Source organism: Paraburkholderia sp. GAS333, from assembly GCF_050435665.1.
Taxonomy (GTDB): domain Bacteria; phylum Pseudomonadota; class Gammaproteobacteria; order Burkholderiales; family Burkholderiaceae; genus Paraburkholderia; species Paraburkholderia fungorum_A.
Map to the genome: position 1 here is coordinate 467,666 of NZ_JBNDKS010000004.1, position 24,306 is coordinate 491,971.

General features: G+C 65.1%; 21 protein-coding genes. 16 read left to right on the forward strand and 5 right to left on the reverse strand.

The window, feature by feature from the left end:
* Positions 1-5: 5 nt before the first annotated feature.
* Positions 6-1,190, reverse strand: coding sequence for an amidase (locus ABH945_RS24050; RefSeq protein WP_429252161.1), 1,185 nt, complete (start codon positions 1,188-1,190; stop codon positions 6-8).
* On the reverse strand, positions 1,187-1,987 hold the full coding sequence (locus ABH945_RS24055; protein ID WP_429252162.1) for a cysteine hydrolase: 801 nt from the start codon (positions 1,985-1,987) through the stop codon (positions 1,187-1,189). The genes ABH945_RS24050 and ABH945_RS24055 overlap by 4 nt, the downstream gene beginning before the upstream one ends.
* Before the next feature lie 208 nt (positions 1,988-2,195).
* Here ABH945_RS24055 and ABH945_RS24060 point away from each other — a divergent pair, with 208 nt between their 5' ends.
* The 14 genes from ABH945_RS24060 to ABH945_RS24125 all read left to right on the forward strand — a co-directional run bounded on the left by ABH945_RS24060 (position 2,196) and on the right by ABH945_RS24125 (position 17,698).
* Entirely contained in the window at positions 2,196-3,182 is a 987-nt protein-coding gene (locus ABH945_RS24060; protein WP_143026339.1) for a BMP family protein, read from the forward strand.
* 1 nt (position 3,183) lies between these two features.
* Entirely contained in the window at positions 3,184-4,800 is a 1,617-nt protein-coding gene (locus tag ABH945_RS24065; protein WP_429252163.1) for an ABC transporter ATP-binding protein, read from the forward strand.
* Positions 4,797-5,897, forward strand: coding sequence for an ABC transporter permease (locus ABH945_RS24070; RefSeq protein ID WP_429252164.1), 1,101 nt, complete (start codon positions 4,797-4,799; stop codon positions 5,895-5,897). Before ABH945_RS24065 ends, ABH945_RS24070 begins: the two co-directional genes overlap by 4 nt.
* Entirely contained in the window at positions 5,897-6,814 is a 918-nt protein-coding gene (locus tag ABH945_RS24075) for an ABC transporter permease (protein ID WP_074768605.1), read from the forward strand. Before ABH945_RS24070 ends, ABH945_RS24075 begins: the two co-directional genes overlap by 1 nt.
* Positions 6,815-7,042: 228 nt before the next feature.
* Positions 7,043-7,837 carry a TetR family transcriptional regulator gene (locus tag ABH945_RS24080; RefSeq protein ID WP_429252165.1) on the forward strand — a complete coding sequence of 265 codons (795 nt, stop codon included), beginning with the start codon at positions 7,043-7,045 and terminating at the stop codon, positions 7,835-7,837.
* A 444-nt stretch (positions 7,838-8,281) separates the two neighbouring features.
* Complete coding sequence (atzF, locus tag ABH945_RS24085) at positions 8,282-10,090, forward strand: allophanate hydrolase (RefSeq protein WP_429252166.1); 1,809 nt, start codon at positions 8,282-8,284, stop codon at positions 10,088-10,090.
* An 80-nt stretch (positions 10,091-10,170) separates the two neighbouring features.
* Positions 10,171-11,268, forward strand: a complete 1,098-nt coding sequence (locus ABH945_RS24090) for a BMP family ABC transporter substrate-binding protein (RefSeq protein ID WP_429252167.1) — start codon at positions 10,171-10,173, stop codon at positions 11,266-11,268.
* Between the two features lie 39 nt (positions 11,269-11,307).
* Positions 11,308-12,432, forward strand: a complete 1,125-nt coding sequence (locus tag ABH945_RS24095; RefSeq protein WP_429252168.1) for an ABC transporter permease — start codon at positions 11,308-11,310, stop codon at positions 12,430-12,432.
* Positions 12,425-13,351, forward strand: a complete 927-nt coding sequence (locus ABH945_RS24100; RefSeq protein ID WP_074768595.1) for an ABC transporter permease — start codon at positions 12,425-12,427, stop codon at positions 13,349-13,351. The genes ABH945_RS24095 and ABH945_RS24100 overlap by 8 nt, the downstream gene beginning before the upstream one ends.
* Positions 13,352-13,440: 89 nt before the next feature.
* Positions 13,441-14,133, forward strand: a complete 693-nt coding sequence (gene biuH, locus ABH945_RS24105) for a biuret amidohydrolase (protein WP_429252169.1) — start codon at positions 13,441-13,443, stop codon at positions 14,131-14,133.
* A 2-nt stretch (positions 14,134-14,135) separates the two neighbouring features.
* Positions 14,136-15,752 carry an ABC transporter ATP-binding protein gene (locus ABH945_RS24110; protein WP_429252170.1) on the forward strand — a complete coding sequence of 539 codons (1,617 nt, stop codon included), beginning with the start codon at positions 14,136-14,138 and terminating at the stop codon, positions 15,750-15,752.
* On the forward strand, positions 15,749-16,456 hold the full coding sequence (locus ABH945_RS24115) for a cysteine hydrolase family protein (RefSeq protein WP_429252171.1): 708 nt from the start codon (positions 15,749-15,751) through the stop codon (positions 16,454-16,456). The genes ABH945_RS24110 and ABH945_RS24115 overlap by 4 nt, the downstream gene beginning before the upstream one ends.
* A 15-nt stretch (positions 16,457-16,471) precedes the next feature.
* Positions 16,472-16,867 carry an oxalurate catabolism protein HpxZ gene (hpxZ, locus tag ABH945_RS24120; RefSeq protein WP_074768589.1) on the forward strand — a complete coding sequence of 132 codons (396 nt, stop codon included), beginning with the start codon at positions 16,472-16,474 and terminating at the stop codon, positions 16,865-16,867.
* Positions 16,868-16,936: 69 nt separating this feature from the next.
* Positions 16,937-17,698: a GntR family transcriptional regulator gene (locus tag ABH945_RS24125; RefSeq protein WP_429252172.1), complete on the forward strand. Its 762-nt coding sequence runs from the start codon at positions 16,937-16,939 to the stop codon at positions 17,696-17,698.
* Positions 17,699-17,784: 86 nt separating this feature from the next.
* On the opposite strand, the gene ABH945_RS24130 is transcribed toward ABH945_RS24125, so the two are convergent.
* Entirely contained in the window at positions 17,785-18,828 is a 1,044-nt protein-coding gene (locus tag ABH945_RS24130) for a rod shape-determining protein (RefSeq protein WP_074768585.1), read from the reverse strand.
* A gap of 366 nt (positions 18,829-19,194) precedes the next feature.
* Between ABH945_RS24130 and ABH945_RS24135 the strand changes: the two genes are divergently transcribed.
* The gene (locus tag ABH945_RS24135) at positions 19,195-19,872 is read left to right on the forward strand and encodes a heavy metal response regulator transcription factor (RefSeq protein WP_074768583.1); all 678 of its coding nucleotides are present in this window, start codon (positions 19,195-19,197) and stop codon (positions 19,870-19,872) included.
* Entirely contained in the window at positions 19,872-21,332 is a 1,461-nt protein-coding gene (locus ABH945_RS24140; RefSeq protein WP_429252173.1) for a heavy metal sensor histidine kinase, read from the forward strand. The genes ABH945_RS24135 and ABH945_RS24140 overlap by 1 nt, the downstream gene beginning before the upstream one ends.
* Positions 21,333-21,367: 35 nt before the next feature.
* Here ABH945_RS24140 and ABH945_RS24145 read toward each other — a convergent pair whose 3' ends face one another.
* On the reverse strand, positions 21,368-22,837 hold the full coding sequence (locus ABH945_RS24145) for an efflux transporter outer membrane subunit (RefSeq protein ID WP_429252174.1): 1,470 nt from the start codon (positions 22,835-22,837) through the stop codon (positions 21,368-21,370).
* A gap of 61 nt (positions 22,838-22,898) precedes the next feature.
* Positions 22,899-24,290 carry an efflux RND transporter periplasmic adaptor subunit gene (locus tag ABH945_RS24150; protein WP_429252175.1) on the reverse strand — a complete coding sequence of 464 codons (1,392 nt, stop codon included), beginning with the start codon at positions 24,288-24,290 and terminating at the stop codon, positions 22,899-22,901.
* Between the last annotated feature and the right edge of the window lie 16 nt (positions 24,291-24,306).

Genomic DNA, 24,306 nt, shown 5'->3' on the forward strand with positions numbered 1-24,306 from the left:
CTCCGCTACTGAAGGTTCGCGTGCGTGTGCCGCGAGTATAGATCGCGCGCGAGCGCGAGCAACGCGCGATCGCTGCCGCGTGCGCCGATGATCGACAGCGCGAGCGGACGATCGATTGCGTCGACGAAAGGCAGCGTGATTTGCGGCAGGCCGCCGATAGTGGCGAGCGAGTTGAGTGTCAACGCGTCCTGATAGAAGACGCCGATTGCATCGCCCGACGCGTGTTTCGATAACAGCGCAATTGGCGTGGTCGGCATGATCAGCACGACATTGCTTTCGAACAACGTGGCGATTGCGCTGCGTAATTCGTCGTGAAGTGCGCGCCATTGCGACGCCTGCGTTCTATCGAGCGCGTTCAGCCTGGCAAAACGTTCAGCGATCGACGGCCCAAAAAGCGGCTGCGTCGATCTAATCCAGGCCCCTAGCGTGGCATCGATTTCGAAGTCCTGCACGTGCTGATAGCACGCAAGCCAGCGCGCTTCGTCGCCTGCAAAAACGTTTCGCCCGGTTGAAGCACCCAGCGATTCAGCGAGCTTGGCGAGCCGCGCAGCGTCATCGGGTTCGTTGCGCTCGCGCGTTGCAAACGCTTCGCTCACGCGCACCAACTGCGTTAGATGAGTCGACGAGGAGACAGAATCAGCAGGCAGCAGCACGTCGCCGACTGCTGTCAGTACGTCAAGAGTCCGCGCGAACCAGCCGACCGTATCGAAACACGGCGCAAACGGCAACACGCCATCGAGCGATATCGCGTCGTGCGTGGGCCGCATTCCCCACAAACCGCAGAACGCGGCGGGCACGCGCACCGAGCCGCCGGTATCGGTGCCGAGCGCGAAGTCCACGTCGCCCGCCGCGACTGCCGACGCCGAACCGCTCGACGATCCGCCCGGCAACGCATGCGGCCAGCACGGATTGAGCGGTGTGCCGTAGTAATGGTTTTCGCCTTCGAGGCTATAGGCGAGTTCGTCGGTGATCGTCTTGCCATCGAGCGTCGCGCCGGCCGCCAGCAACATATCGACACAGCGCGCATTGGCGGACGCCGCCGGATGACTCGCCAGCCAGTCAGGATTGCCGCCGCCAGTCACCGTGCCAGCCACGTCGATCAGATCCTTCACCGCAAAGCGCAACCCGTCCAGCGGCCCCGGCGATGTGGCCGCCACCCGCGCACGCGGACCAGGAATAAACGCGCTCATTTGACGTCAGCCAGCGCATCGACGATCCGCACCGAATCGGTGACGAAGCCGAAGCACTTCTTCACGTTCCAGATCGTCGCTTCGGTACAGAAGTCCGGCGACGAAGTCGCGCAGCAGTCCTCGACCAGCACGCAGCCATAGCCGAGGAAATTCGCGTCGGTCAGCGAATGCATCACGCACTGATCGGTATTCACGCCCGCGAACATCACAGTGCGAATGCCGAGATTACGCAGAATGCTGTCGAGCGGCGTGTCCCAGAAGCCGCTAATCCGATACTTGTCGACGCAGATATCCTGCGGCAACGGCGCAAGCTCGTCGACGACCGCAGCCGCCCACGAATCCTTTTCGAGCACATGCGAACCGTTGCTCGCGAGCGGCTCTCCAAGGCCGGTTCCCACACCCTTCGGCTTATACAGATGCAACTGGTTCGGCGGCATGTTCGCGAGATCGGGCCGGTTGCCCCAGTTCACCCAGATGACCGGCACGCCGTTGTCGCGCAGCACCGGCAGCAGGCGCTGCAATGGTGCAATCGGCGCGCGGTCGGCGTTGAAATCGCCCCCAATCTGGGCAACCCATCCTCCGTTGGTGCAGAAATCGTTCTGCATGTCGATCACGATAATCGCGGTGCTGCGCAGATCGATCCGCACATTTTGCGGCTCGCACGGCAGCGTCGCGACGACCGGCGCGGGCGCGGGCAACGACATGTCGACGAGCGTGTCGCTCGCGCTCCAGCGAGGCCGTCCGTCGCGGCCCAGTTGACCGGAAACGCTTGTGCCGTAAGCGTCGTGCTGTTTCATCGGAAGTTCTCCATCGGGTTTGAATCGTTATCTAAAAGAGGCCGTCGGTGCGCCCAGGCGAGCCCGCAACTCAGCGCGTGATCCGCTATTTCATGCAGGTTCGAACGAAGCTTCCAGGCCGGCAAAACCATCAGTTGGCATCGAAGTTGCATTTGCTTCGTTCATGAATAACCTACTTACCCAAACCAAACGCAAAAGGAATGCCAGAATGTCGCTCAAGAAGATCGCCACGCTCAAAACTCTCGCTTCGTGTGTTGTCGCAGTCGCTGCTTCGAGCGTAGCGGTTCACGCGGTCGCGGCCGATCCGCTGCGGGTCGGCGTGCTGATTCCCGGCTCAAAATCGGACAAGGGCTGGATGGAATCCGGCTACGACGGTCTGACCGCTGCACAGAAAGAACTCGGCCCGAAGCTCAAGACGCAGATGATCGAGAACATCAATTACGCCGACATGGAGCAGGCGCTGACCAATCTCGCGTCGAAGAACCAGTTGGTGATCGGCGTCGGCGGACAGACCCAGGCGTCGGTGATCAAGATCGCGAAGCGCTTTCCGAACGTGAAGTTCGCGATTGTCGGCGGCAACAAAGGGCAGGACATGCCGCCGAACGTCGCGGGCTATGACGTGAAGCAGGCGGAAATCGCCTATGTCGCGGGCGCGGCGGCGGCGATGCTGTCGAAGAACGGCGCGGTGAGCTACGTGGGCGGGATGGAGATTCCGTCGATCGTCAACGCGGGCAAGGAATTCGGCAACGGCGCGCGCTCGATCAATCCGAAGATCAAATACTTCGAGAGCTACACGGGCGATTTCGACAACGTGTCGAAGGCGAAGGAAGCAACGCTCGCGGCCATTTCGCAAGGCGCGGATGTCCACTATCACATTCTCAATCTCGGCTTGCGCGGCATGGAGCAGGCCGCCAACGAAAAGCACACGCACGTGATCGGCAGCTACACCGACCGTTGCGGCACGGACCCGCTGTATATCGCGTATTCGATTACCGGGGTCGGCTATCAGGTGCAATACGCGATCGATCAGATGGCGGCCGGCACGTGGCAACCGGGCTACAAGGCGTTCGGCCTGGCGATGGGACCGAAGGCGTCGGACATGGTGGTGTGCAAGCCGTCACCCGAAATGACGACGAAGCTCAAGCAGATCGAGCAGGACATCGAAAGCGGCAAGATCAAGGTCTCCGAAGGCTGATATGAACGCGACTCCTGCTTCCGCTGCGGCGCCCGCGATCCATGACGCCGACCGCGCCAGCGTGCTGCGCATGGACGGCATCGGCAAGCGCTTCGGTCAGTTCCATGCGTTGACCGACGTGTCGCTCGAACTGCGCGCCGGTGAAGTGCACTGTCTGCTCGGCGAGAACGGCGCGGGCAAATCGACGCTGTGCAACGTGATGTTCGGCGTGCATCAGCCCGACGCCGGGACGATGTGGCTCGACGGCGCGCCTTATCGTCCGCAGAGCCCGCGCGATGCGCTGACGCACGGCATCGCGATGGTTCATCAGCACTTCAGCCTCGTCGAAGATGTCAGCGTGCTCGACAACCTGCTGCTGGGCCAGGCGCGCGGCTGGCTGGATCGCAAGCGCGAGGCGCAGCGCGTGCGCGATCTGGTCGCGGAACTGGGCCTCGCGCTCGATCCGGACGCGCGGGTCGCGGAGCTGTCGGTGGGCGAGAAGCAGCGGGTCGAGATCGTCAAATGCCTGATTCGCGAGCCGCGTCTGCTGGTGCTGGACGAGCCGACCGCCGTGCTGTTGCCGGTCGAGATCGACGCATTGCTCGACACCTGCGCGAAGGTGGTCGCGCGCGGCTGTGCGGTGGTGCTGGTCACGCACAAGCTCGCGGAAATCCGCCGCATCGCAAATCGCGCGACCGTGTTGCAAAGCGGGCGCGTGGTGGCCCGTTCGAGCACGCCTTCCGCCGATGTCGATGCGCTGGTGCGGGCGATGATCCAGCGCCCGGCAGGCGCTCAGGACGCGCAGGAGGCGGGCGTCACCAACAACGCAGTGTCACGGGCGGCAAAGCAAAGCGCGTCGCCCTACGGCCGTCCGCTCGCCGACGAAGCGTTGCAGATCGACGGTCTCACCGTGCGCGACGCCGACGGCGTGACGCGTCTGCAGGACTGCACGCTGGTAGTCAACCGGGGTGAGATCGTCGGCATTGCGGGGGTTGAAGGAAACGGGCAAAGCGAACTCGGCGCGGTGCTGGCGGGCATGCAGAAGGCGAGTGCAGGACGCTTCTTCGTGCAAGGCAAGGAGTGCACGCACGCCGCTCCGCAGATGCTCACCAGAGCGGGCGTCGGCGTGGTGCCCGAAGATCGCCACGCGGTGGGCTGCGTGCCCGATATGAGCGTCACCGACAACCTGTTTCTGAACCGGCTCGACGACTACGCGCGACGCGGCTTCATGCGCCGCCGCGCAATGCGGCGCGACGCACGCGCGCTGATGCAGCGCTTCGACGTCCGCGCGGCCAGCCCCGATGTCGCGTTTCGCGGCCTGTCCGGCGGCAATCAGCAGAAGGCGGTGCTTGCGCGCGAACTCACGCTCGACGGCCTCGCCGTGCTGGTCGCCGCACAACCGACCCGTGGACTCGATGTCGGCGCGGTCGCCGCCGTGTACGACCACATTCGCGCGGCACGCGACGACGGCGTCGGCGTTCTGCTGATCTCGTCGGAACTCGACGAGTTGATGGCGGTGGCCGACCGTGTCCTCGTCATGTATCGCGGCCGCATCATGGGCACCTGCGTGCCGGATGCGAGCCAACTCACTCTTCAACGCGAGCGCATTGGCGCATGGATGGCAGGGCAGACAGCATGACTCCGACCACGACCTCATTAGCCTCTTTTCCGCGCCCGTCATGGCGCGCTTCACGGCGTTTGCGAACCGCGCTGGTGCTGGCGGGCGCGGCGCTGGTCGCGGTTGCCGCGGCACTGGCGCTGATCGCGCTGGTCCACGTGCCGCTCGGCGACGCGCTCGCCGCCTTCGCAGACGGCGCTTGGGGCTCGCCGTACGCCATCGGTGCATCGATCAACCGCAGCCTTGTGTTCGCGCTGGTCGGCGGCGGCTTCGTGCTGGCGAACCGCGCGCAACTGACCAACGTCGGCGGAGAAGGGCAGATTGCGATGGGTGGCATCGCGGCGACGGCCGTGAGCCTGTACGGCCATGTCGCGCATCTGCCGCTCGGGCTGTCGTTCATTCTGCCGATGCTCGCGGCGGCATTCGCAGGCGCGGCATGGGGCGCAATTCCCGGCTGGCTGAAAGCGCGCGCCGGAACCAACGAAGTGATCAGCACGCTTTTGCTGACGTTCATCGCCGTGTGGTTTCTCTACTGGTGCGTGCAATCGGAGGCGCTCCTGCGTCAGCCGATGAGCAACGCCGCCACGCTGCCCGAATCGCTCGACATTCCCGACGCGACCAAATTGCCGATGCTGTCGGCGTCGAGTTCGACCGGCCTGCATATCGGCTTGCCGATCACCGTCGTGCTGTGCATCGCGGTCGCGCTCGTGCTCGCGTACAGCCGCTTCGGCATGCATCTGCGCGCGGTCGGGCTGAACGCGCTGGCTGCGCGTCGCGCGGGCATGCCGATCACGTCGACGATCGTCGGTGCGTTGGCGCTGGCGGGCGCGCTCGGCGGACTCGCCGGTGCATTGATGCTGCAAGGCGACCAGTACTCGCTGAAAGCGGGTTTTTCGTCCGGCTACGGTTTCGACGGACTCGTGGTCGGCCTGCTTGCGCGCGGCTCGATGACCGGCGTGTGCGCGGCGGCGCTGCTGTTCGGCTTCATGCGCTCGGGCGGCATCAATATGGAAATGGTCGCGTCGGTGCCGTCGGCGTTGGTGCTGATCGTGCAGGGCATCGTGATCGTCGCGCTGGCGGGCGGTTCGTTGTGGCTCGAACCCAAAGGAGCACGGTAATGAATGCGGAATTCGTAGCGGTTTTCGTCGGCTCGTCGATTCGCTTTGCCGCGCCGCTGATGCTGGCGTCGACTGGCGAATTGATCAGCGAGCGCGCGGGCGTGCTCAACATGAGCGTCGAAGGGATGATGCTGTCCGGCGCGTTTCTCGGCGCGGCAGGTGCATGGGCGACCGGCAACGCGTCGCTCGGACTGGCGATCGGCATGCTCGGCGTGCTGCCGATCGCGCTGTTGCAGGCGTTCCTGAGCGTGACGTTGCGCGCGAATCAGATCGTGACGGGCATCGGCATCAACATTCTCGCGCTGGGCGCGACGACGCTGGCTTATCGCGAGCTGTTCGGCGAGCGTTCCAGCGCCGTGATTCCCGGGCTCGCGCGCTGGTCGCCGCCTGGACTCGGCGCGATTCCGGTGATCGGCGAGCCGGTGTTTCATCAGGTGTGGCTGGTCTATCTGGGGCTGGCGATTCTCGTCGCGACATCGCTCGTGATGCGGCGCACGGCTTTGGGCGTGGCGCTGCATGCGGTCGGCGCGGCACCGAAATCGGTCGATCAATCCGGGCTTTCGGTCACGAAACTGCGTTATGGCGCAGTGTTGTTTTCGGGCGTGATGTCGGGTGCGGCGGGCTGCTTCATTTCAATCGGCGACATCCACACCTTCACCGAAGGGATGACGAGCGGCGCGGGTTATCTCGCGATTGCCGCGATCATCTTCGGAAACTGGAAGATTGGCCGCACCGTGGGCGCGTGCCTGCTGTTCGGCGCGGCGAGCGCGTTGCAGTTCCAGTTGCCGCTGATCGGCGTGCATGTGCCGACCGCGCTGCTGGTGATGCTGCCGTATCTGCTTGCGCTGATCGCGGTGGCCGGGTTGATCGGACGGCAAACTGCGCCGCTCGCGTTGACTCAACCGTTCCGGCGGTGAGGTATCGCACGGCATTGTGCCGATAAGTTTGGCCAGTGAGTTGCGCCGGGTTGCGTCAACGAGTCTGGTCAATGCGTTTGGCCTATGTCGCTTGCCAATACCGTTGACCAATGAGTCGACCAGCAAGCCGCGCTTTACAATGCTGGCTCGTCACGCTGCGCGCAACGCCGGCGTGAGCGCCAACCGATTTTTAAAAGCAACCCGCCACCGCCCAGGCTTGCCATCCACATGACACGCGCCTCAGTTCGCACGACCTCCGCCGTATCGGTTTCCGCGCCGGGAACGACCGCCGCATCCTCATCTGCAGCCGCATCCGCTCCGGCGACCCAGCGTCAGAAACTCGCGGCGGCTACCCGTCAGCGCATCTTCAGGATTGCGCTCGCGGAGTTCTCCGACAAAGGGCTGAGCGGCGCACGCGTGGAAACGATCGCGAGCCGCTCGAAGGTCAACATCCGCATGATCTACCACTACTTCGGCGGCAAGGAAGCGCTCTATCTGGAAGTGCTCGAATTCGTGCTGGCGCGTCTGCGGGAAGCCGAGCTGAAGCTCAAGCTGGATGTCGACAAGATCGATCCGGTTACGGCCATCGTGCAGCTTTACGATTTCATCGAAGGGCACTTTGCCGCGCATCCCGAACTGTCGAAGCTGCTGTCGTTCGAAAACCTGAACCGCGCGCGCGTGATGAAGCGATCGACGGCGATCCCGGAGATGTCGTCGCCGGTGTTGAGTCTGCTGGGCACGGTGATCGCGCGCGGCGAGAGCGACGGCTCGCTGCGCAAGGGGATGGATGCGCTGCATCTGTATGTGGGGCTGGTGAGCTTGTGCTCGTTTCACAAGTCGAATGCGTACACGTTGTCGCGAATCTTCAATACCGACATGCTCGCCGCGCAATGGCAGGAAGATCACAAGGTGCAGGCGCATGAAATGGTGCGCGCGTTCGTCGTGGCGGGCGGGGTTGAGCAGGTGGCGGCGAAAGGTGGTGCGAAGGGCGCAGCGGAGAAGCGCAAATCGATGAGTGCCTGAATGCGGGCTTGCCGGATCGTTGACAGGTTGCCGCCGTTTATCTTTCCGAGCGCGTCCGTGCCGCCCGCGAGCCTATCCCCCTGATCGCGGCCATGCCACATCCCGCACGCGATTTTCCTCGCTTCGCGTGGATGACGTACCGCATCCCGAATGACCTTGCTAGTCGCCAGTTCCATTAGCTGAACCATCGCGTCCGCAGCAGAACTCATCGTTGAATCCGCACGCGCGAAGCCGGGGCGTGCAATCCCCGAGTTGGTGAGCGCTGCACCAGCGGCGCGTGGGCGGCAGGCAATTGAAAGCATCCCGAGCAGCCTTGCTCACACCCCGCACAAGCCCGCCGAACAAGGCACACAGCCGGATCGACCCCAGCGATAACGCACATGGCATACCTCCTGCTAAGTTGAGTTCAAACTTGTATTCAAGATTGAACTCAAGGAAAAACCAGTGCCAAAATTTGCATCCCCGACGGTTAAAGGTCTGCTCCGCGCTTATGCCGATCGCAGCTCGACGCCCACCCAGACCGTAGCGTCGGCGCTTGCGCGCATCGACGAAATCGACCGCCCCGAAGTGTGGATTCTGCGCGTGCCGCCAGCGGATCTCGAAGCACGCGCCCGCGCGCTCGAAGCACTATTCGACGAACAGGGCAGCGCGATTTTCGAACGCATGCCGCTGTTCGGCGTGCCGTTCGCGGTGAAGGACAACATCGACGTGGCCGGTTTGCCGACCACCGCCGCTTGCGACCCTTTCAGCTACACGCCGGACGCGTCGTCCTTCGCCGTGCAGCGTCTGCTCGACGCGGGCGCGATCCTGATCGGCAAGACCAATCTCGATCAGTTCGCGACCGGCCTCGTCGGCACCCGGTCGCCTTATGGCGCGGTGCGCAACACCGAATTTCCGCTGCGCGTGTCGGGCGGATCGAGTTCCGGTTCAGCGGTTTCGGTCGCGGCGGGGTGCGTCGCGTTTTCGCTCGGCACCGATACGGCGGGTTCGGGCCGCGTGCCCGCAGGCTTCAACGGACTGGTCGGTCTGAAGCCGTCGCTCGGACTGGTCAGCAAGCGCGGCGTGGTGCCCGCATGCCGCACCCTCGATACGATTTCGGTATTCGCGCACGATGTCGACGACGCGTGGCGCGTACTGAACGAGATCGCCTGCTTCGATCCGCTCGACGGATATTCGCGCAAGATTGCAGCGCGTGGATTGCCGCGTGGCGAGCCGCGCGTCGGCGTGCCCGATGCGCTCGAATTTTTCGGCGACGCCGCTGCAAGCCAGGCGTTCGCCGCCGCACTCGACACGCTCTCCACGCGCTTGCATCTCACTGCGCAACCGGTCGATTTCGCGCCGCTCAAGGCCGTTTCGGCACTGCTGTACGACGGCCCCTGGGTCGCCGAGCGCCGCGCCGCGCTGGGCGATTTTTTCGACAGCCATCATGAGGCAATCGATCCGACCGTCGCCAAAGTGATCGGCAAGGCGAATCAATTCAGCGCCGTCGATCTGTTCAACGGGCAGTACGCGCTGGCCGATCTGAAGCGTCACGCTGAGTCGCTGTTCGACGACATCGACGTGCTGATCGTGCCGACTACGCCGACGCATCCGTTGATCGCGGACGTGCAGGCGAATCCCATCGAGTTGAACAGCCAGTTGGGCACGTATACGAACTTCGTAAATCTGCTGGATCTGTGCGCGCTGTCGGTGCCGTGTCAGCGTCGCCAGGACGGCTTGCACGCAGGCGTCACGCTGATCGCGCCAAGCGGAGCGGACCGATTGCTGGCGGATCTGGGCGCACGAATCCAGGCGCTGTTCGCAGCCGATGCCACACCCGCCACGCCCATCACTCCGCTGCCGTTCCAGGAGCCGAGCGTCACGCTGGCGGTGGTCGGCGCGCATCTGCGCGGGCAGCCGTTGAACTGGCAGCTTCAGCAGGCCGGCGCGCGCTTTATCGAAGCGACTCACACCGCCGATAACTACCGGCTCTACGCACTCGCGAACACCCAGCCGCCGAAGCCCGGCCTCGTGCGCACCACCACGTACGGCCAGCCCATCGCCGTCGAACTCTGGGACGTGCCGCTGCGCACCTTCGGCCAGTTCGTCGCCGAGGTGCCCGCGCCGCTCGGCATCGGCACGCTGCAACTCGCGGAAGGGCTGACGGTGAAGGGCTTTATCTGCGAGCCGTCGGCAGTCGGCGACGACAGCGGCGCACTCGACATCACGTCGTTCGGCGGCTGGCTCGCCTATCTCGACAGCCTGAAAGCCTGACCACCGGGCTACCGCTCAACGCACGCCCTGACCACGCCAACCCGGCCCGCTCACTCAACCTCGACCAGGAATAGGACACCATGACCAGCCGCCGCAATTTCATCAAGAGCGCCAGCCTGTTGACGCTCGGCAATATTCTGCCCATCCAGAAGGTGTTTGCCGCACCAAACACGACGGTCGGCGTGATCTACGTCGGCGCGCGCAACGACTACGGCTACAACCAGGCGCAAGCGACGGCCGCCGCCGTCATCAAGAAGATGCCGGGCGTGAAGGTGGTCGAAGAAGAGAACGTGCCCGAAACCATCGCCGTGCAGAAGACCATGGAAGCGATGATCGAGCAGGACGGCGCGACGCTGATCTTCGCGACATCGTTCGGTTACTTCGACCCGCACGTGCTGAAAATGGCCGCGAAGTATCCGAAGGTGCGATTCGCTCACTGCGGCGGTTTGTGGAAGCAGGGCAACCCGCCGAACATCACCAGCTACTTCGGTTATATCGACGAATGCCAGTACCTGAACGGCGTCGTCGCCGGTCATATGACGAAGAGCAAGAAGCTCGGCTTCGTCGCGGCCAAACCGATCCCGCAGGTGCTGCGCAACATCAACTCGTTCACGCTCGGCGCGCAATCCGTCGATCCGTCGATCACCACCCAGGTGATTTTCACCGGCGACTGGTCGATGCCGGTCAAGGAAGCCGAAGCGACCAACAGCCTCGTCGATCAGGGCTGCGACGTGCTGACCTGTCACGTGGACGGCCCGAAGGTGGTGGTCGAGACAGCGGAAAAACGCGGCGCGATGAGTTGCGGTTATCACGCGAGCCAGGCCGCGCTCGCGCCGAAGGGTTATCTGACCGGCGCGGAATGGGACTGGGCGACACCGTACAAGCAACTCGTGAGCGGCGCGCAAGCGGGCACCGCGCAACCGAACGTGCTGCGCGGCGGCCTCAAGGAAGGCTTCGTGAAGATGTCGCCGTACGGCGCGAAGGTCACGGACGTCGCGAAGAAAAACGCCGACACGATCAAAACCAGCATGGTGGCCGGCAACTTCGTGATCTTCAAAGGCCCGATGCAGGACAACAAGGGCGGCGTCGCGATTGCGTCGGGCACGAGTCACGCGCAGACCGACTACACGCTGGAAAGCATGAATTATCTGGTGCACGGCGTCGTCGGGCAGATCTGAGTTCCGGCCATCTCTTTGCGTCGATTGAAAGGAGCCGCGATGCGCGCCCATGCCCCCCATCCCGCTGCGGCAAGAGTGATGCTGTCGCTCCTGCCAGCACTGCCGACCGTGCTGGCGGTGCTCGGCACGCTGCTGCTGTTTTCGCTGTTCCTGGTGGTGCAGGGGCAGCCCGCGCCCGATGCCATCGCGCTGATTTTCCAGGGCGCGTTCGGTTCGTCGTTTGCGTGGCAGAGCACCTTGCTGCGCGCCGCGCCGCTGATGCTGACCGCGCTGTGCGTCGCGTTACCGGCGCAGGTCGGGCTGATCGTGATCGGCGGCGAGGGGGCGCTCGCACTCGGCGGCATGTGCGCGGCGATCGTCCCGCAAGCGCTGCCGCATGGCACGCCCTGGCTCGTCGCGACGCCGCTGATGGCCGTCGCCGGGATGCTCGCGGGCGGCGTCTGGATCGGCGCGGTCGGCGCGTTGCGGCAGTGGCGCGGGGTCAACGAGACAATCAGCAGTCTGCTGATGTCGTACATCGCGATCGCCGTGTTCAAGCATCTGGTCGAAGGGCCGTTGCGCGATCCGGCGAGCCTGAACAAGCCGTCCACGTATCCCGTTCCCGACTCGATGATGATCGGCTCGATCCCCGGCCTCGACACGCATTGGGGACTGTTCTGGGGCATCGTCGCGTGCGTCGCGGCCTGGGTGTTCGTCAGATTCAGCACGAAGGGCTTCGCGATGCGGGTAGTCGGCGGCAGCAATCGCGCGGCGCGGCTGGTCGGGTTGCCGGTCAATCTGCTGGCGCTGGGCGCGTGCGTGCTCGGCGGCGCGGCGGCGGGTCTTGGCGGCATGTTCGAAGTCGCGGCGGTGCAGGGCAGCGCCAACGCGTCGCTGCTCGCGGGTTATGGCTACGCGGGCATTCTCGTCGCGTTCGCCGCGCGTCAGAACCCGCTGGCGATCATCGCTTGCGCGTTGATGATCGGCGGAATCGAAGCGAGCGGCAGTTTGCTGCAACGGCGACTCGATTTGCCCGACGCCACCACCCTGGTACTGCAAGGCCTGCTGTTCGCGAACCTGCTCGCGTGGGAAGCGCTCGGCGGACGCATCGCCGCGTGGCGCGTGAAGTTGCAGGCCGCCGCGCAAACCGATCTTCCCGTGCAACTGGAGCAGACCCATGCCTGATATGCACTCGCCCATCGTCATCCTGCTGTTGTCGCTGTTCGCCGGAGCGATCCGCGTCAGCACGCCTTATCTGTTCGTCAGTCTCGGCGAATGTCTGACCGAGAAGGGTGGCCGCGTGAACCTCGGCCTCGAGGGCATTCTCGTGTCCGGCGCGATGAGCGGCTATGCGGGCGCGTTTCTGAGCGGCTCGCCGTGGATCGGCGTGCTGTGCGCCGGTCTGGTCGGCTTGCTGCTCGGTTGCCTGCACGGGCTCGTCTGTTCGTTGCCGCGCGTGTCGGACATCGCGTTCGGCATCGCGCTGATGCTGCTCGGCACCGGCCTCGCGTTCTATCTCGGCAAGCCGTTTATCGAACCGCAAGCGCCGATGCTGCCGTTCATCGATCTCGGCGCGTGGAGTTCGTCGCCGCAACTGCATAACGCGCTGCATCTGAATCTGCTGTTCGTGATCGGCGTGGTGCTGGCCTTCGTTCTGCAATGGGCGTTGCGCAATACGCGCTGGGGGATGGTGCTGCGGCTCGTCGGCGATCACGCGGAAACGGCGCGCGCGATGGGTTATCCGCTGACGCGCGTCCGGATTGCAGCCACCGCGGTGGGCGGCGTGTTCGCGGGCGTCGGCGGCGCGTATCTGTCGCTGGTGTATCCGGGGAGCTGGAACGAAGGACTCTCCAGCGGACAGGGCCTGATGGCGGTCGCGCTGGTGATTTTCGCGCGCTGGCAGCCGTTGCGCTGCCTGTGGGCCGCGCTGCTGTTCGGCGCGGCGGGCGCGCTCGGCCCCGCGTTGCAGGCGATCGGCGTGACAAGCGGCTATTACCTGTACAACGCCGCGCCGTACGTTCTGACGCTGCTGATCATGATCGTCAACTGCCGGCCGGATCGCACGCTGGCCGGCGCGCCGGGCGAACTGAGCCTGACCCGCTGATCCACTGACCACGTTAGCAGGCGCGCGCCATGTTCGCTCCTCTCGAAACGCTATTGATCTTTTCGAACCCTCATCAGGACGTTCTCACCATGAACCGATTCATCGAAGCGAGACCCTACCCGTGGCCGTACGACGGCAATCTGCGCCCGGACAACACCGCGCTCGTGATCATCGACATGCAGACTGATTTCTGCGGCCACGGCGGCTATGTCGACAAGATGGGCTACGACCTGTCGCTGACGCGCGCGCCAATCGAGCCGATCAAAAGCGTGCTGAAGGCGATGCGCGAGCAGGGCTTCACGATCATTCATACGCGTGAAGGCCACCGGCCGGATCTGTCGGATCTGCCTGCCAACAAGCGCTGGCGCAGCCGCCGTGCGGGCACCGAAGGCGTGGGTATCGGCGACGACGGCCCGTGCGGAAAAATTCTCGTACGCGGCGAACCGGGCTGGGAGATCATCGACGAACTCAAGCCGCTCGACGGCGAGATCGTCATCGACAAACCGGGCAAGGGCTCGTTCTGCGCGACCGATCTCGAACTGGTGCTGCGCACGCGCGGCATCGTCAATCTGATCCTGACCGGCATCACCACCGACGTCTGCGTCCACACGACCATGCGCGAAGCCAACGACCGCGGCTTCGAATGCACGGTGCTGGCCGACTGCTGCGGCGCGACCGACAGAAGCAATCACGACGCCGCGCTGCACATGATCACGATGCAGGGCGGCGTGTTCGGCACGGTGTCCGACTCGGGCGCGTTGCTGCAAACGCTGGGCGGCTGATCATGTCCACGCTACCCCGGCAGGCGCTAGGCGTTGAGGTGATCAACGCGAGCAAATCGTTCGGCGCGTTCCGTGCTCTCGATGGCGTGTCGATCAAGGTGAAGGCGGGCACGATCCACGCGCTGCTCGGCGAGAACGGCGCGGGCAAAAGCACGCTCGTGAAGGGGCTGGTCGGCTACGGCGTGCTCGACGACGGCCAGATCGCCGCCGACGACAAGGAGGTCCACATCCACTCGCCGCGCGACGCGCAGGCGTTGGGCATCGGCATGGTGTATCAGCATTTCACGCTGGCGTCGGGCTTGTCGGTGGAAGAAAACCTGCTGCTCGCGCGCGGCAAGATGCCGTGGAAAATCGACTGGAAAGCGGAGCGGGCAGCGCTCAATGCGTTCATGCAGCGGATGCCGTTCCGCCTGCCGCTGGATGCGCCGGTTTCGACGCTCGCCGCCGGCGAAAAGCAGAAGCTCGAAATCCTGAAGCAGCTTTATCTGCAGCAGCGCTTTCTGATTCTCGACGAACCGACCTCGGTGCTGACGCCGCAGGAAGCCGACGAAGTGCTCGGCCTGATGCGCGACCTGACCACACGCGGCGAATTGACCGTGCTGATGATCACGCACAAGTTCCGCGAAGTGATGGCCTATGCCGACGACGTCACCGTGTTGCGCAAAGGCCGCCAGGTCGGCACGAGCGCGGTGGCCGCCACCAACCGCGACCAACTCGCCGCGTGGATGATGGGCACCGTCGCCGCGCAGGACGCGCCGGTGATGGCGGCCGTCAGCGTCGAGCGCGTGCCGCGCAAGCCGCTCGACGAAACCGCGCCGGTACGCCTCGCGTTGCGCGATGTCTCCGTGGAAGACGATCGCGGCCACACCGCGGTGAAGCACGCCACGCTGTCGGTGCGCGCGGGCGAAATTCTCGGCCTCGCGGGCGTGTCCGGCAACGGCCAGAAAGAACTCGTGGAAGCGCTGGTCGGCCAGCGTCGCGTGAAAACGGGCGACATGCAGGTGGCGGGCAAGCCGTACCACGCAACGCGCGACGAGATGACCCAACAGCGCGTGTTCGCGATTCCCGAGGAGCCGTTGAAGAACGCGTGCGTCGGCTCGATGAGCGTCGCGCAGAATCTCGCGTTGCGTGACTTCGACCGCGAGCCGTTGCGGCGCGGCGGCTGGTGGCTCGACCGGCGCGCGATGCGCGAGCGCGCGGCGCAGCGGATCGCCGAATTCAATGTTCGGCCGCCGGTGCCCGAACGCGCGATCGGCACGCTGTCCGGCGGCAATGTGCAGCGTGCGGTGCTGGCGCGCGAACTCGGTCAGCCGGTGGACGTGCTGATCGTCGCCAATCCGGTATTCGGGCTGGATTTCGCGTCGGTCGCCGATATTCATGCACGCCTGATGGCCGCGCGCGACGCCGGTGCGGCCGTGCTGCTGGTCAGCGAAGACCTTGACGAACTGCTTGAACTCGCGGACCGCATCATCGTGATTGCCGAAGGCGAACTGGTGTTCGACACGCCCGCCGCGCATGCGGATCGCGCCGTGCTCGGGCAACATATGGCAGGACACGGCGACGCGCATGCGCAAACGCACGCCGCGCCGGTCGAGAAAATCAAGGAAACGGTTGGATGAGCGACAACACTTCAAACAGCACGATCAGCAGCACGACCCATTCGATCGACGCCCAGCCCGGCCCGTTCACGTTCGACTCGACGAAAACCGCGCTGGTCGTGATCGACATGCAGCGCGATTTCATCGAGCCGGGCGGCTTCGGCGAATCGCTCGGCAACGACGTGTCGCTGCTCGCGGAAATCGTGCCGACCGTGGCCGCACTGCTCGCATTCGCGCGCCGGCAGAACTGGCTGGTCGTACACACGCGCGAATCGCATGCGGCGGATCTGTCGGACTGTCCGCCCGCCAAGCGGCTCCGGGGCGCACCGAATGCACGTATCGGCGATGCGGGACCGATGGGCCGCATCCTGATTCGCGGCGAACCGGGCAACGCGATCATCGAGCCGCTCGCGCCGGTAGCGGGCGAGATCGTCATCGACAAACCCGGCAAGGGCGCGTTCTACGCGACCCGGCTCGGCGAGGAACTGGCGATGCGCGGCATCACGCACCTCGTGTTCGCCGGCGTGACCACCGAAGTCTGCGTGCAGACGTCGATGCGCGAAGCCAACGATCGCGGCTACGACAGTCTGCTCGTCGACGATGCGACCGCCAGCTATTTCCCCGCCTTCAAACAGGCGACGCTCGACATGGTGCGCTCGCAAGGCGGCATTGTCGGCTGGACCGCACCGCTTTCGTCACTCATTCGCATCGAAGGAAAAAACTGACGCATGGACCTCAGCATGGATATCAATCAGCCCGAAATCGTCGCGCAGGTTCAGGCGGCATTTGTCGAATACGAACGCGCGCTGGTCGATAACGATGTCGCCGCGATGAACGCGCTGTTCTGGCACGCGCCGGAAACGGTCCGCTACGGCATCGCGGAAATCCAGCACGGCGGTGAAGCGATCCGTGCGTGGCGCGAGAATTGCGCGCCGGTGCCGAAGTCGCGCAAGCTGCATCGAACGGTGGTGACGACTTTCGGTTCGGACTTCGCGACCGTCAGCACCGAGTTCACCAGCGACGCGACCGCGCTCATCGGCCGTCAGATGCAAAGCTGGGCCCGGCTCGGTCCCACCGAGGGCTGGAAGATCGTCGCCGCGCATGTCAGCCTGATCGATCCTGCGGTCGTGTCGTGACGGAAATGAGGTGCTGATCCGCTTGCTGCGAAGCGCCGATAATAAGAAAACAGGACCCTGGTTTCACTTATGAACGACGACCCGACCAATCTGCTGGAGACGTCCGCCGAAGCATCCGCTGCGCAAGGTCAAGCGCAGGTGCCGGCTGCGGCCAACCCGCTCGCCGAGCAGGTCTATCAGCAGCTGAAGAACGACATCTTCAGTTTCCGGCTGTTTCCGGGCGACCGCTTTTCGGAGAACGGCATCGCGCAGCACTACGGCGTGTCGCGTACGCCGATGCGCGACGGGCTGTTCCGGCTGCAACGCGAAGGCTATCTGGAGGTTGGGTTCCGGCGCGGCTGGAAAGTGTCGCCGATCAACTTCGATCAGCTCGATCAGCTTTACGACCTGCGGATCGTGCTGGAAGTGGCGGCGGTGGAGCGGGTCGGCGCGGGTGGCGAGATCGCGCATGCGGCGCTCGAAGCGTTGAAGGCGGTGTGGTGCGTCGAGCCCGAACTACGCGAAAGCGATCCGGTGAAGATGTTTGGCATGGACGAAAACTTTCACCGCCAACTGGTGGCCGCGACGGGCAATGCGGAAATGCTGCGCGTGCATAACGAAGTGACCGAGCGCATCCGCATCGTGCGGCGGCTCGATTTTCTGAAGCCGCACCGCACCAGCGCAACCTACGACGAGCATTCGACGATGCTGAATCTGATCGAGCGCAACCGGCTGACCGAAGCGATCATCCTGCTGCGCGCGCATATTACGCAGAGCAAGCTGGAAGTGCGCAAGATCACGCTGTCGATGCTGGCCGCCGCGCGCGACAGCAAGTTGCCGTTCGTGTCGTGAATGCGGTTGACCGGACAGCGCGCACCGTTTAGCTCCGCTCGGCTTAGGCCGTCACGCGTACTCATCCGGCGTGGCGCGCTTCACACTCAATCGTAAGAAAACGCGCCGCCGAACTTCTCGATCCGCTCGAGCGCCATGCCCGAGCCGCGCACCACGCAGGTGAGCGGCGCTTCGGCGACAAACACCGGCAAGCCCGTTTCCTCCGCCAGCAGCCGGTCGAGATCGCGCAGCAACGCGCCGCCGCCCGCCAGCATGATGCCGCGCTCGGCGATATCCGCGCCGAGTTCCGGCGGCGTCTGTTCCAGCGCGATTTTCACCGCCGACACGATCTGATTCAGCGGATCGGTCAGCGCTTCGAGAATCTCGTTGCTCGACACCGTGAAACTGCGCGGAATGCCTTCGGACATGTTGCGGCCCTTGACCTCCATCTCCAGCACTTCGGAGCCGGGGAACGCCGAGCCGATTTCCTTCTTGATCGCCTCGGCGGTCTGCTCGCCGATCAGCATCCCGTAGTTGCGGCGGATGTAATTAACGATCGCGTCGTCGAACTTGTCGCCGCCCACCCGCACCGAGCCTTTGTAGACGATGCCGCCGAGCGAGATCACGCCGACCTCGGTCGTGCCGCCGCCGATATCGACCACCATCGAGCCGGTCGCGTCCGACACCGGCAGGCCCGCGCCGGTCGCGGCGGCCATCGGCTCCTCGATCAGATAGACCTGCGAAGCGCCGGCGCTATGCGCGGCTTCCTTGATCGCGCGCCGCTCGACCTGGGTCGAACCGCACGGCACGCAGATGATGATGCGCGGCGACGGCGCGAACATGCGCGACTCATGCGCCATCTGGATGAAGCGCTTGATCATCTGCTGGGTGATGTTGAAGTCGGCGATCACGCCGTCTTTCATCGGGCGGATCGCCTCGATGTTGCCCGGCACTTTGCCGAGCATCTGCTTTGCTTCCTTGCCGACGGCCAAGATGATTTTCTTGCCGTTCGGACCACCTTCCTGACGGATCGACACCACCGAAGGTTCGTCCAGCACGATGCCTTTGCCACGCATGTAGATCAGCGTGTTTGACGTGCCGAGGTCGATGGCCAGGTCGTTGGAAAAATAGCCGCGTAGAAAACCGAACATGCCTATTCCTGTCTCTCGGATGCCGGGCGCCAGAGCGCCGCATGGGAGCGCCGCGCGTTGGCGGCAGGCGACCAGGTGACGGTCGGAAGAGAGGGAAGAATAACAGTTTCGGCTGCGGGCGCGAGGTTGGCGGCCGCGGCGGGTGATCGGTTGGCGGGCGTCGCCAGCGGCTGGGCAGGGTGTGCGCCTGGGATCGGCGCGGCCCTTTTAAGGCCTTGTTGCATGATGGTTGGTGTACTGCAAATACCGGCTGCGCATGAACTTCGCGTGCCGCTATCCGCCATGCGTACGCACATTACCGGATCGTAATCTGGGGCCATGGCGCTGCCGGTATGATTGGATCGTCAATGCAAAGCGGAGCAATCGATGCGAATCCTGGTAATCGAGGACGAGCTGAAAACAGCGGCCTATCTGAAGAAAGGCCTGGAGGAGTCGGGCTATGCGGTCGACGTCGCGAACGACGGCCCGCACGGCCTGTTCCTCGCGCAGGAAGAGGAATACAACGTGATCGTGCTCGACGTGATGCTGCCCGGCATGGACGGCTGGACCATCGTCAAGACCTTGCGCAGCACGCGCACCACGCCGGTGCTGTTCCTCACCGCGCGCGACGACGTCGACGACCGCGTGCGCGGGCTGGAACTCGGCGCGGACGATTATCTGGTGAAGCCGTTCGCGTTCGTCGAACTATTGGCCCGCGTGCGCACGCTCGCACGGCGCGGGCCGCCGCGCGAAAGCGAATTGATCCGCGTGGGCGATCTTGAAATGGACGTGAACCGCAGGCGCGTGAAACGCGGCGGCCAGCGCATCGATCTCACGCCGCGTGAGTTTTCGTTGCTGCAACTGCTCGCGCGCCGTCAGGGCGAGGTGCTGAGCCGCACGCAGATCGCGTCGTATGTGTGGGATATGAATTTCGACAGCGACACCAATGTGGTCGAGGTGGCGATCCGCCGTCTGCGCACCAAGATCGACGACAACTTCCCGGTCAAGCTGATCCACACGGTACGCGGCGTCGGCTACGTGCTCGAATTGAAGGACTCCGCCTGATGCGGCGCCGCTCCCTCGCCGCCACGCTCGCGCTGGCGTTCGGCGTCACCACGTTCGCGGTGTTCGTGCTGGTCGGCAGCTTCCTGTACCTCGCGCTCGAAAAGCAGATCAAGGCGCAGGACAATCTCGACATCGTGCTGGCCGCGCGTCACGCCCGGCGGCTCGCGCAGGAACTCGAATCGGCGCAGGACATTCGCGAGCACGGCGATCGCCTCGCCAGCATCGTGCTCGGCAACGAGGCGATGTCGATGGAAGTGTTCGGTCCCGACGGCCGCCGCATCATCGATCACAACATCGCGCAGGCGCTCGCCGCGCCCGATTCGGCCAGCGGCGCAGCCACCGTTGCCGCGCTGCCGCCGCTCGCGCGTGCCTCGGCGACGGCGCGTATCACCGATGCCGATATCAGCGACTGGACCGGCCACGACGGCGCGCCGATTCGCGGCATCCTCACCGACGCGCGCCTGCAGAACGGCGACACGGCGAGCGTGCTGGTCGCGCGCAACATGAGCGACCGCTGGGAATTGCTCGACCATTACCGCGACCAGATCAAGGCGGCGGGCGTCGCCGGGGTGCTGCTGTCGATGCTGCTGGGGTATCTGCTGATCCGCGCGGTGTTGCGGCCGTTGCGCGATATCGCGGCGAGCGCGGGCGGCGTCACCGTCAACCGACTCGATACGCGGATTGCGGTGGCGCGCGTGCCGAGCGAACTCGACGCGCTGGTGGTATCGCTGAACGCGATGTTCGAGCGGGTCGAGCAGGGTTTTCAGCGGCTCTCGCGCTTTACCGCCGACCTCGCACACGACATGCGCACGCCGCTGTCCAATATGCGCGGCGCGGCGGAAGTCGCGCTCAGCCGCCCGCGTTCCGTCGACGAATACGAGGCGCTGCTCGCGTCGAATGTGGAAGAGTGCGACCGGCTGTCGAGAATGATCGAGAACGTGCTGTTTCTTGCGCGCGCCGAGCATCCGCAATTTGTCAGGCACATGCGCGAATTCGACGTCGGGCAGGAACTGACTCACATCGCCGACTACTTCGAAGGTGTCGCCGACGAAGCGAGCGTGCGCGTGCAGGTGCGCGGCACCGCCACGCTAACCGCCGACCTCGAACTGTTCAGGCGCGCGGTCAGCAATCTGCTGGCGAACGCGATTCGCTATACGCCGCCGGGCGGCGCGATCGGGCTCGATGTCGAGCCGTCGCCCGACGCGGTGCGCGTGACCGTGTCGAACGAGGGTCAGCCGATTGCCGAGGCAGACCTCGAACGGATTTTCGACCGTTTCTATCGTGTCGATCCGTCGCGCAGCGCGCTGCCGTCGGCGGGGTTGTCGCAAGGATCGGCGGGATCGACGGGCTTGGGGCTCGCGATCGTGCGCACCATCATGGAATTGCACGGCGGCTCCGTGCACGCGGAGAGCGATGCACGAAGCACGCGGTTTGTCCTGACGTTCAGACGGGCAGGGTGAGCGCCGCATCCACGGCGTCAAGCGGACGTTGACAGTCAAACCGGCGCGGCCGCTCCCCACGTCCCGCCCAGCGCTTTCATCAACGACACGCTTGAAGTCAACTGCCGCGCCGCGATCTGATCGGCGAGCCGCTGATTCGTCAGTGCGATGGTCTGCGCCGTCACCACATCCAGATAGCTGACCGCGCCTGCGTTGAAGCGGTTGGTCGTGAGCCGCAGCGACAGATTCGCGGCCGTGGTCGCGCGCTGCTGACTGGCGGCTTCGTCGGCGAGCGCGTGCAGCGCGGACAGGTTGTCCTCGACCTGTTGCAACGCCACCAGCACCGACTGCCGGTAATCGGCGACCGCGCCGTCATATTGCGCGGTCGCGCCGTGCAGGCTCGCCTTGCGTTTGCCGCCGTCGAACAGCGTGCCGGCGAGTTGCGGACCGATCGACCAGAACAGGCTCGGCGCGCTCAGCCACGGCGCGAAAAAGGTGCTTTCCAGCCCGGCGCTCGCGGACAGAATCAGATCGGGAAAGAACGCCGCGTGCGCGACGCCGATCTGCGCATTCGCCGACGCCACGCGCCGTTCGGCGGCGGCGATATCGGGCCGCCGTTCGAGCAGTTGCGACGGCAGACCGGCCGGAATCGCGGGCACGGCGGGCAGCGCGGCCACGGCTTCCTGCGGCGGCAGCGTGAAGGTCGATGCGGGTTCGCCGATCAACGTCGCGATTGCATGCTGCATCTGCGCGCGGGTCACGTCGATGTCGGTGGCCTGGGTGCGCGTCGCTTCGAGTTGCGCGGTGGCCTGCGCGACGGCGGAGGCGTCGATTGCGCCGTGCTGGAGTTGCTGCTGCAGCAGCTTCAACGCGGCGGCGTAGGCATTCACGCTGTCGTCGAGGAGCTTTTTCTGCACGTCCAGCGAGCGCAGCGTGAAGTAGTCGGTGGCGAGATCGGCGCTCATCGTCAGACGCACGCTTTCGAGGTCCGATTCGCTCGCCTGCGCGTCGGCCCGAGCGCCGTTCACGCTGTCGCGCACGCGGCCGAACAGGTCCGGCTCCCAACTCGCCGACACGCCCGCCGCGTAGTCGGGCACCGTCTTGCCCGCGAGCGACTTGCCTTCGACATTCTGCGAAGTCCGCGAGCGGTTCTGCGCGACGCCTGCGGTGATGGTCGGGAAAAAGCCGGAGCGCTGATAGTCGACCATCGATCGCGCCTGCTGGACCTGCGCGACCGCCTTGCGCACGCTCTGGTTCGACACGTCGATGCGCGCTTCGAGGCCGTTCAGCACCGGGTCGCCGAACACGGTCCACCACGGGCCGCGCGGGGAGGCGTCGGCGGGAGCAGCCTGGGCCCAGCCGGGCGCGGCGGCGGCGGTGTCAGCCGCGCCTGCATAGCGCGCGGGCATGTCGGTGGCAGGCCGCTGATAAGGCGGCAGCGTCGAGCACGCGCTGAACAGCGCGGCGATCAGCGTTGCCACGACGGAGCGGCGCAACGACGAGCGCGAAACATTCAATGAAAACATCGGCAAATCCTTTCGATGACGAGGGCCGGGCTTAACGTGGTTCAACACGGATCAACCCGGTTCAACCCTGCGCGGCCGGCATGACCTGAACCATCTGGCCGTTGCCGAGCGAATCGCCGGGGTTGTTGATCACGCGATCCGTCGCCGCGAGCCCGGTCGTGATCTCCACGTGCGTGCCGAAATCGCGGCCGATATGCACCGTCTTGAGCGCCGCCCGGCCGTGACTGTCGACCACCGCCACCGTCACGCCGTCCGGGCGGAACAGCAGTGCGCTGACCGGCAGATCGAGCGCGGGCGAAGGGTTCTGCAATTGCAGATGCACCTGCGCGTACGCGCCTGGCATCAGCGCGCCGTCCTTGTTGTCGACATCGACTTCGACGCGCAGCGTCCGGCTCGACGGATCGATCGAACCGGTGCTGCGCGCCACCTTCCCGGCGATATGCCGCCCGGGATACTGCGGCGCGGTCAGATACACGCCGGTGCCGGACGTGACGTAAGGCGCGTCGTTCTGCGGTACGTCGGCGAACACGCGCAGCACGCCGGTCTGCTGGATGTGGAACAACTCACCCGACATGCCTGCCGTACCGGGCGTGCCGCCCGCCGTCACCAGTGCGCCGGTGTCGACGTTGCGCGCGGTGATTACGCCGTCGAACGGCGCGGTGATCTTCTCGTACGACACCAGTTCGGCGAGATGCGCGACATTGGCCTGAGCCGACGCCAGCATCGCCCGACGCGCTTCCATGTCGCTGACTTTGGTGTCCGCGTCCTGTTGCGCGACCGACTGCGTTTGCAGCATGTCCAGCCAGCGTTGCGCGGTGGTTTTCGCGAAGTTGAAATTGGCCTGCGCGGTGGCTTCGTCGGCACGGGCCTGACGCAGTTGCGCGTCGAGTTCCGGCGCCTCGATGGTCGCCAGCGTCTGGCCGCCCGTCACATGCGCGCCGATGTCGGCATTCCAGTGCGCCAGATAGCCGCTGGTGCGCGCATAGATCGACGCTTCGGCGAACGGCGTCACGGCAGCGGGCAACAGGATTTCGTTGACGGCGGGCGCGGCGCGCGGGGTGACGACCGACACGCTGAGGACGCTTTGCGCTTGCGTCTGCTGGGTCAGCGCGGCGCTTGCGTGGAGCCGGGGCACGATACCGACCAGCAGTAACGCGGCGGCGAGACCGGTTAGCGCGAGCGGCCACAGGCGACGCCGGTGTGGGGTTGCGGTTGCGGTCGGCGAGGTGCCTGCGTTCGCGTCTGCGCGTCTCGGGGCCGTTGTGCCTGCATCGGCGCTTGTCGCGGCATGGGCGGTCGAACTCGCGTCGGTGGCATGAGAGGACTTTTCGTCCTGGGTCACGCCTGCGGGCACGCTGCCGCCAGCACTTGCAGCCTGCGCCTCCTGTTGTGCTCCGGCGCTTCGGTCTGCGCGCTGCTCATCGAGTTCGGGCGGAAGGGATGAATCGTTCATGGGCGAGGTCTCGTCT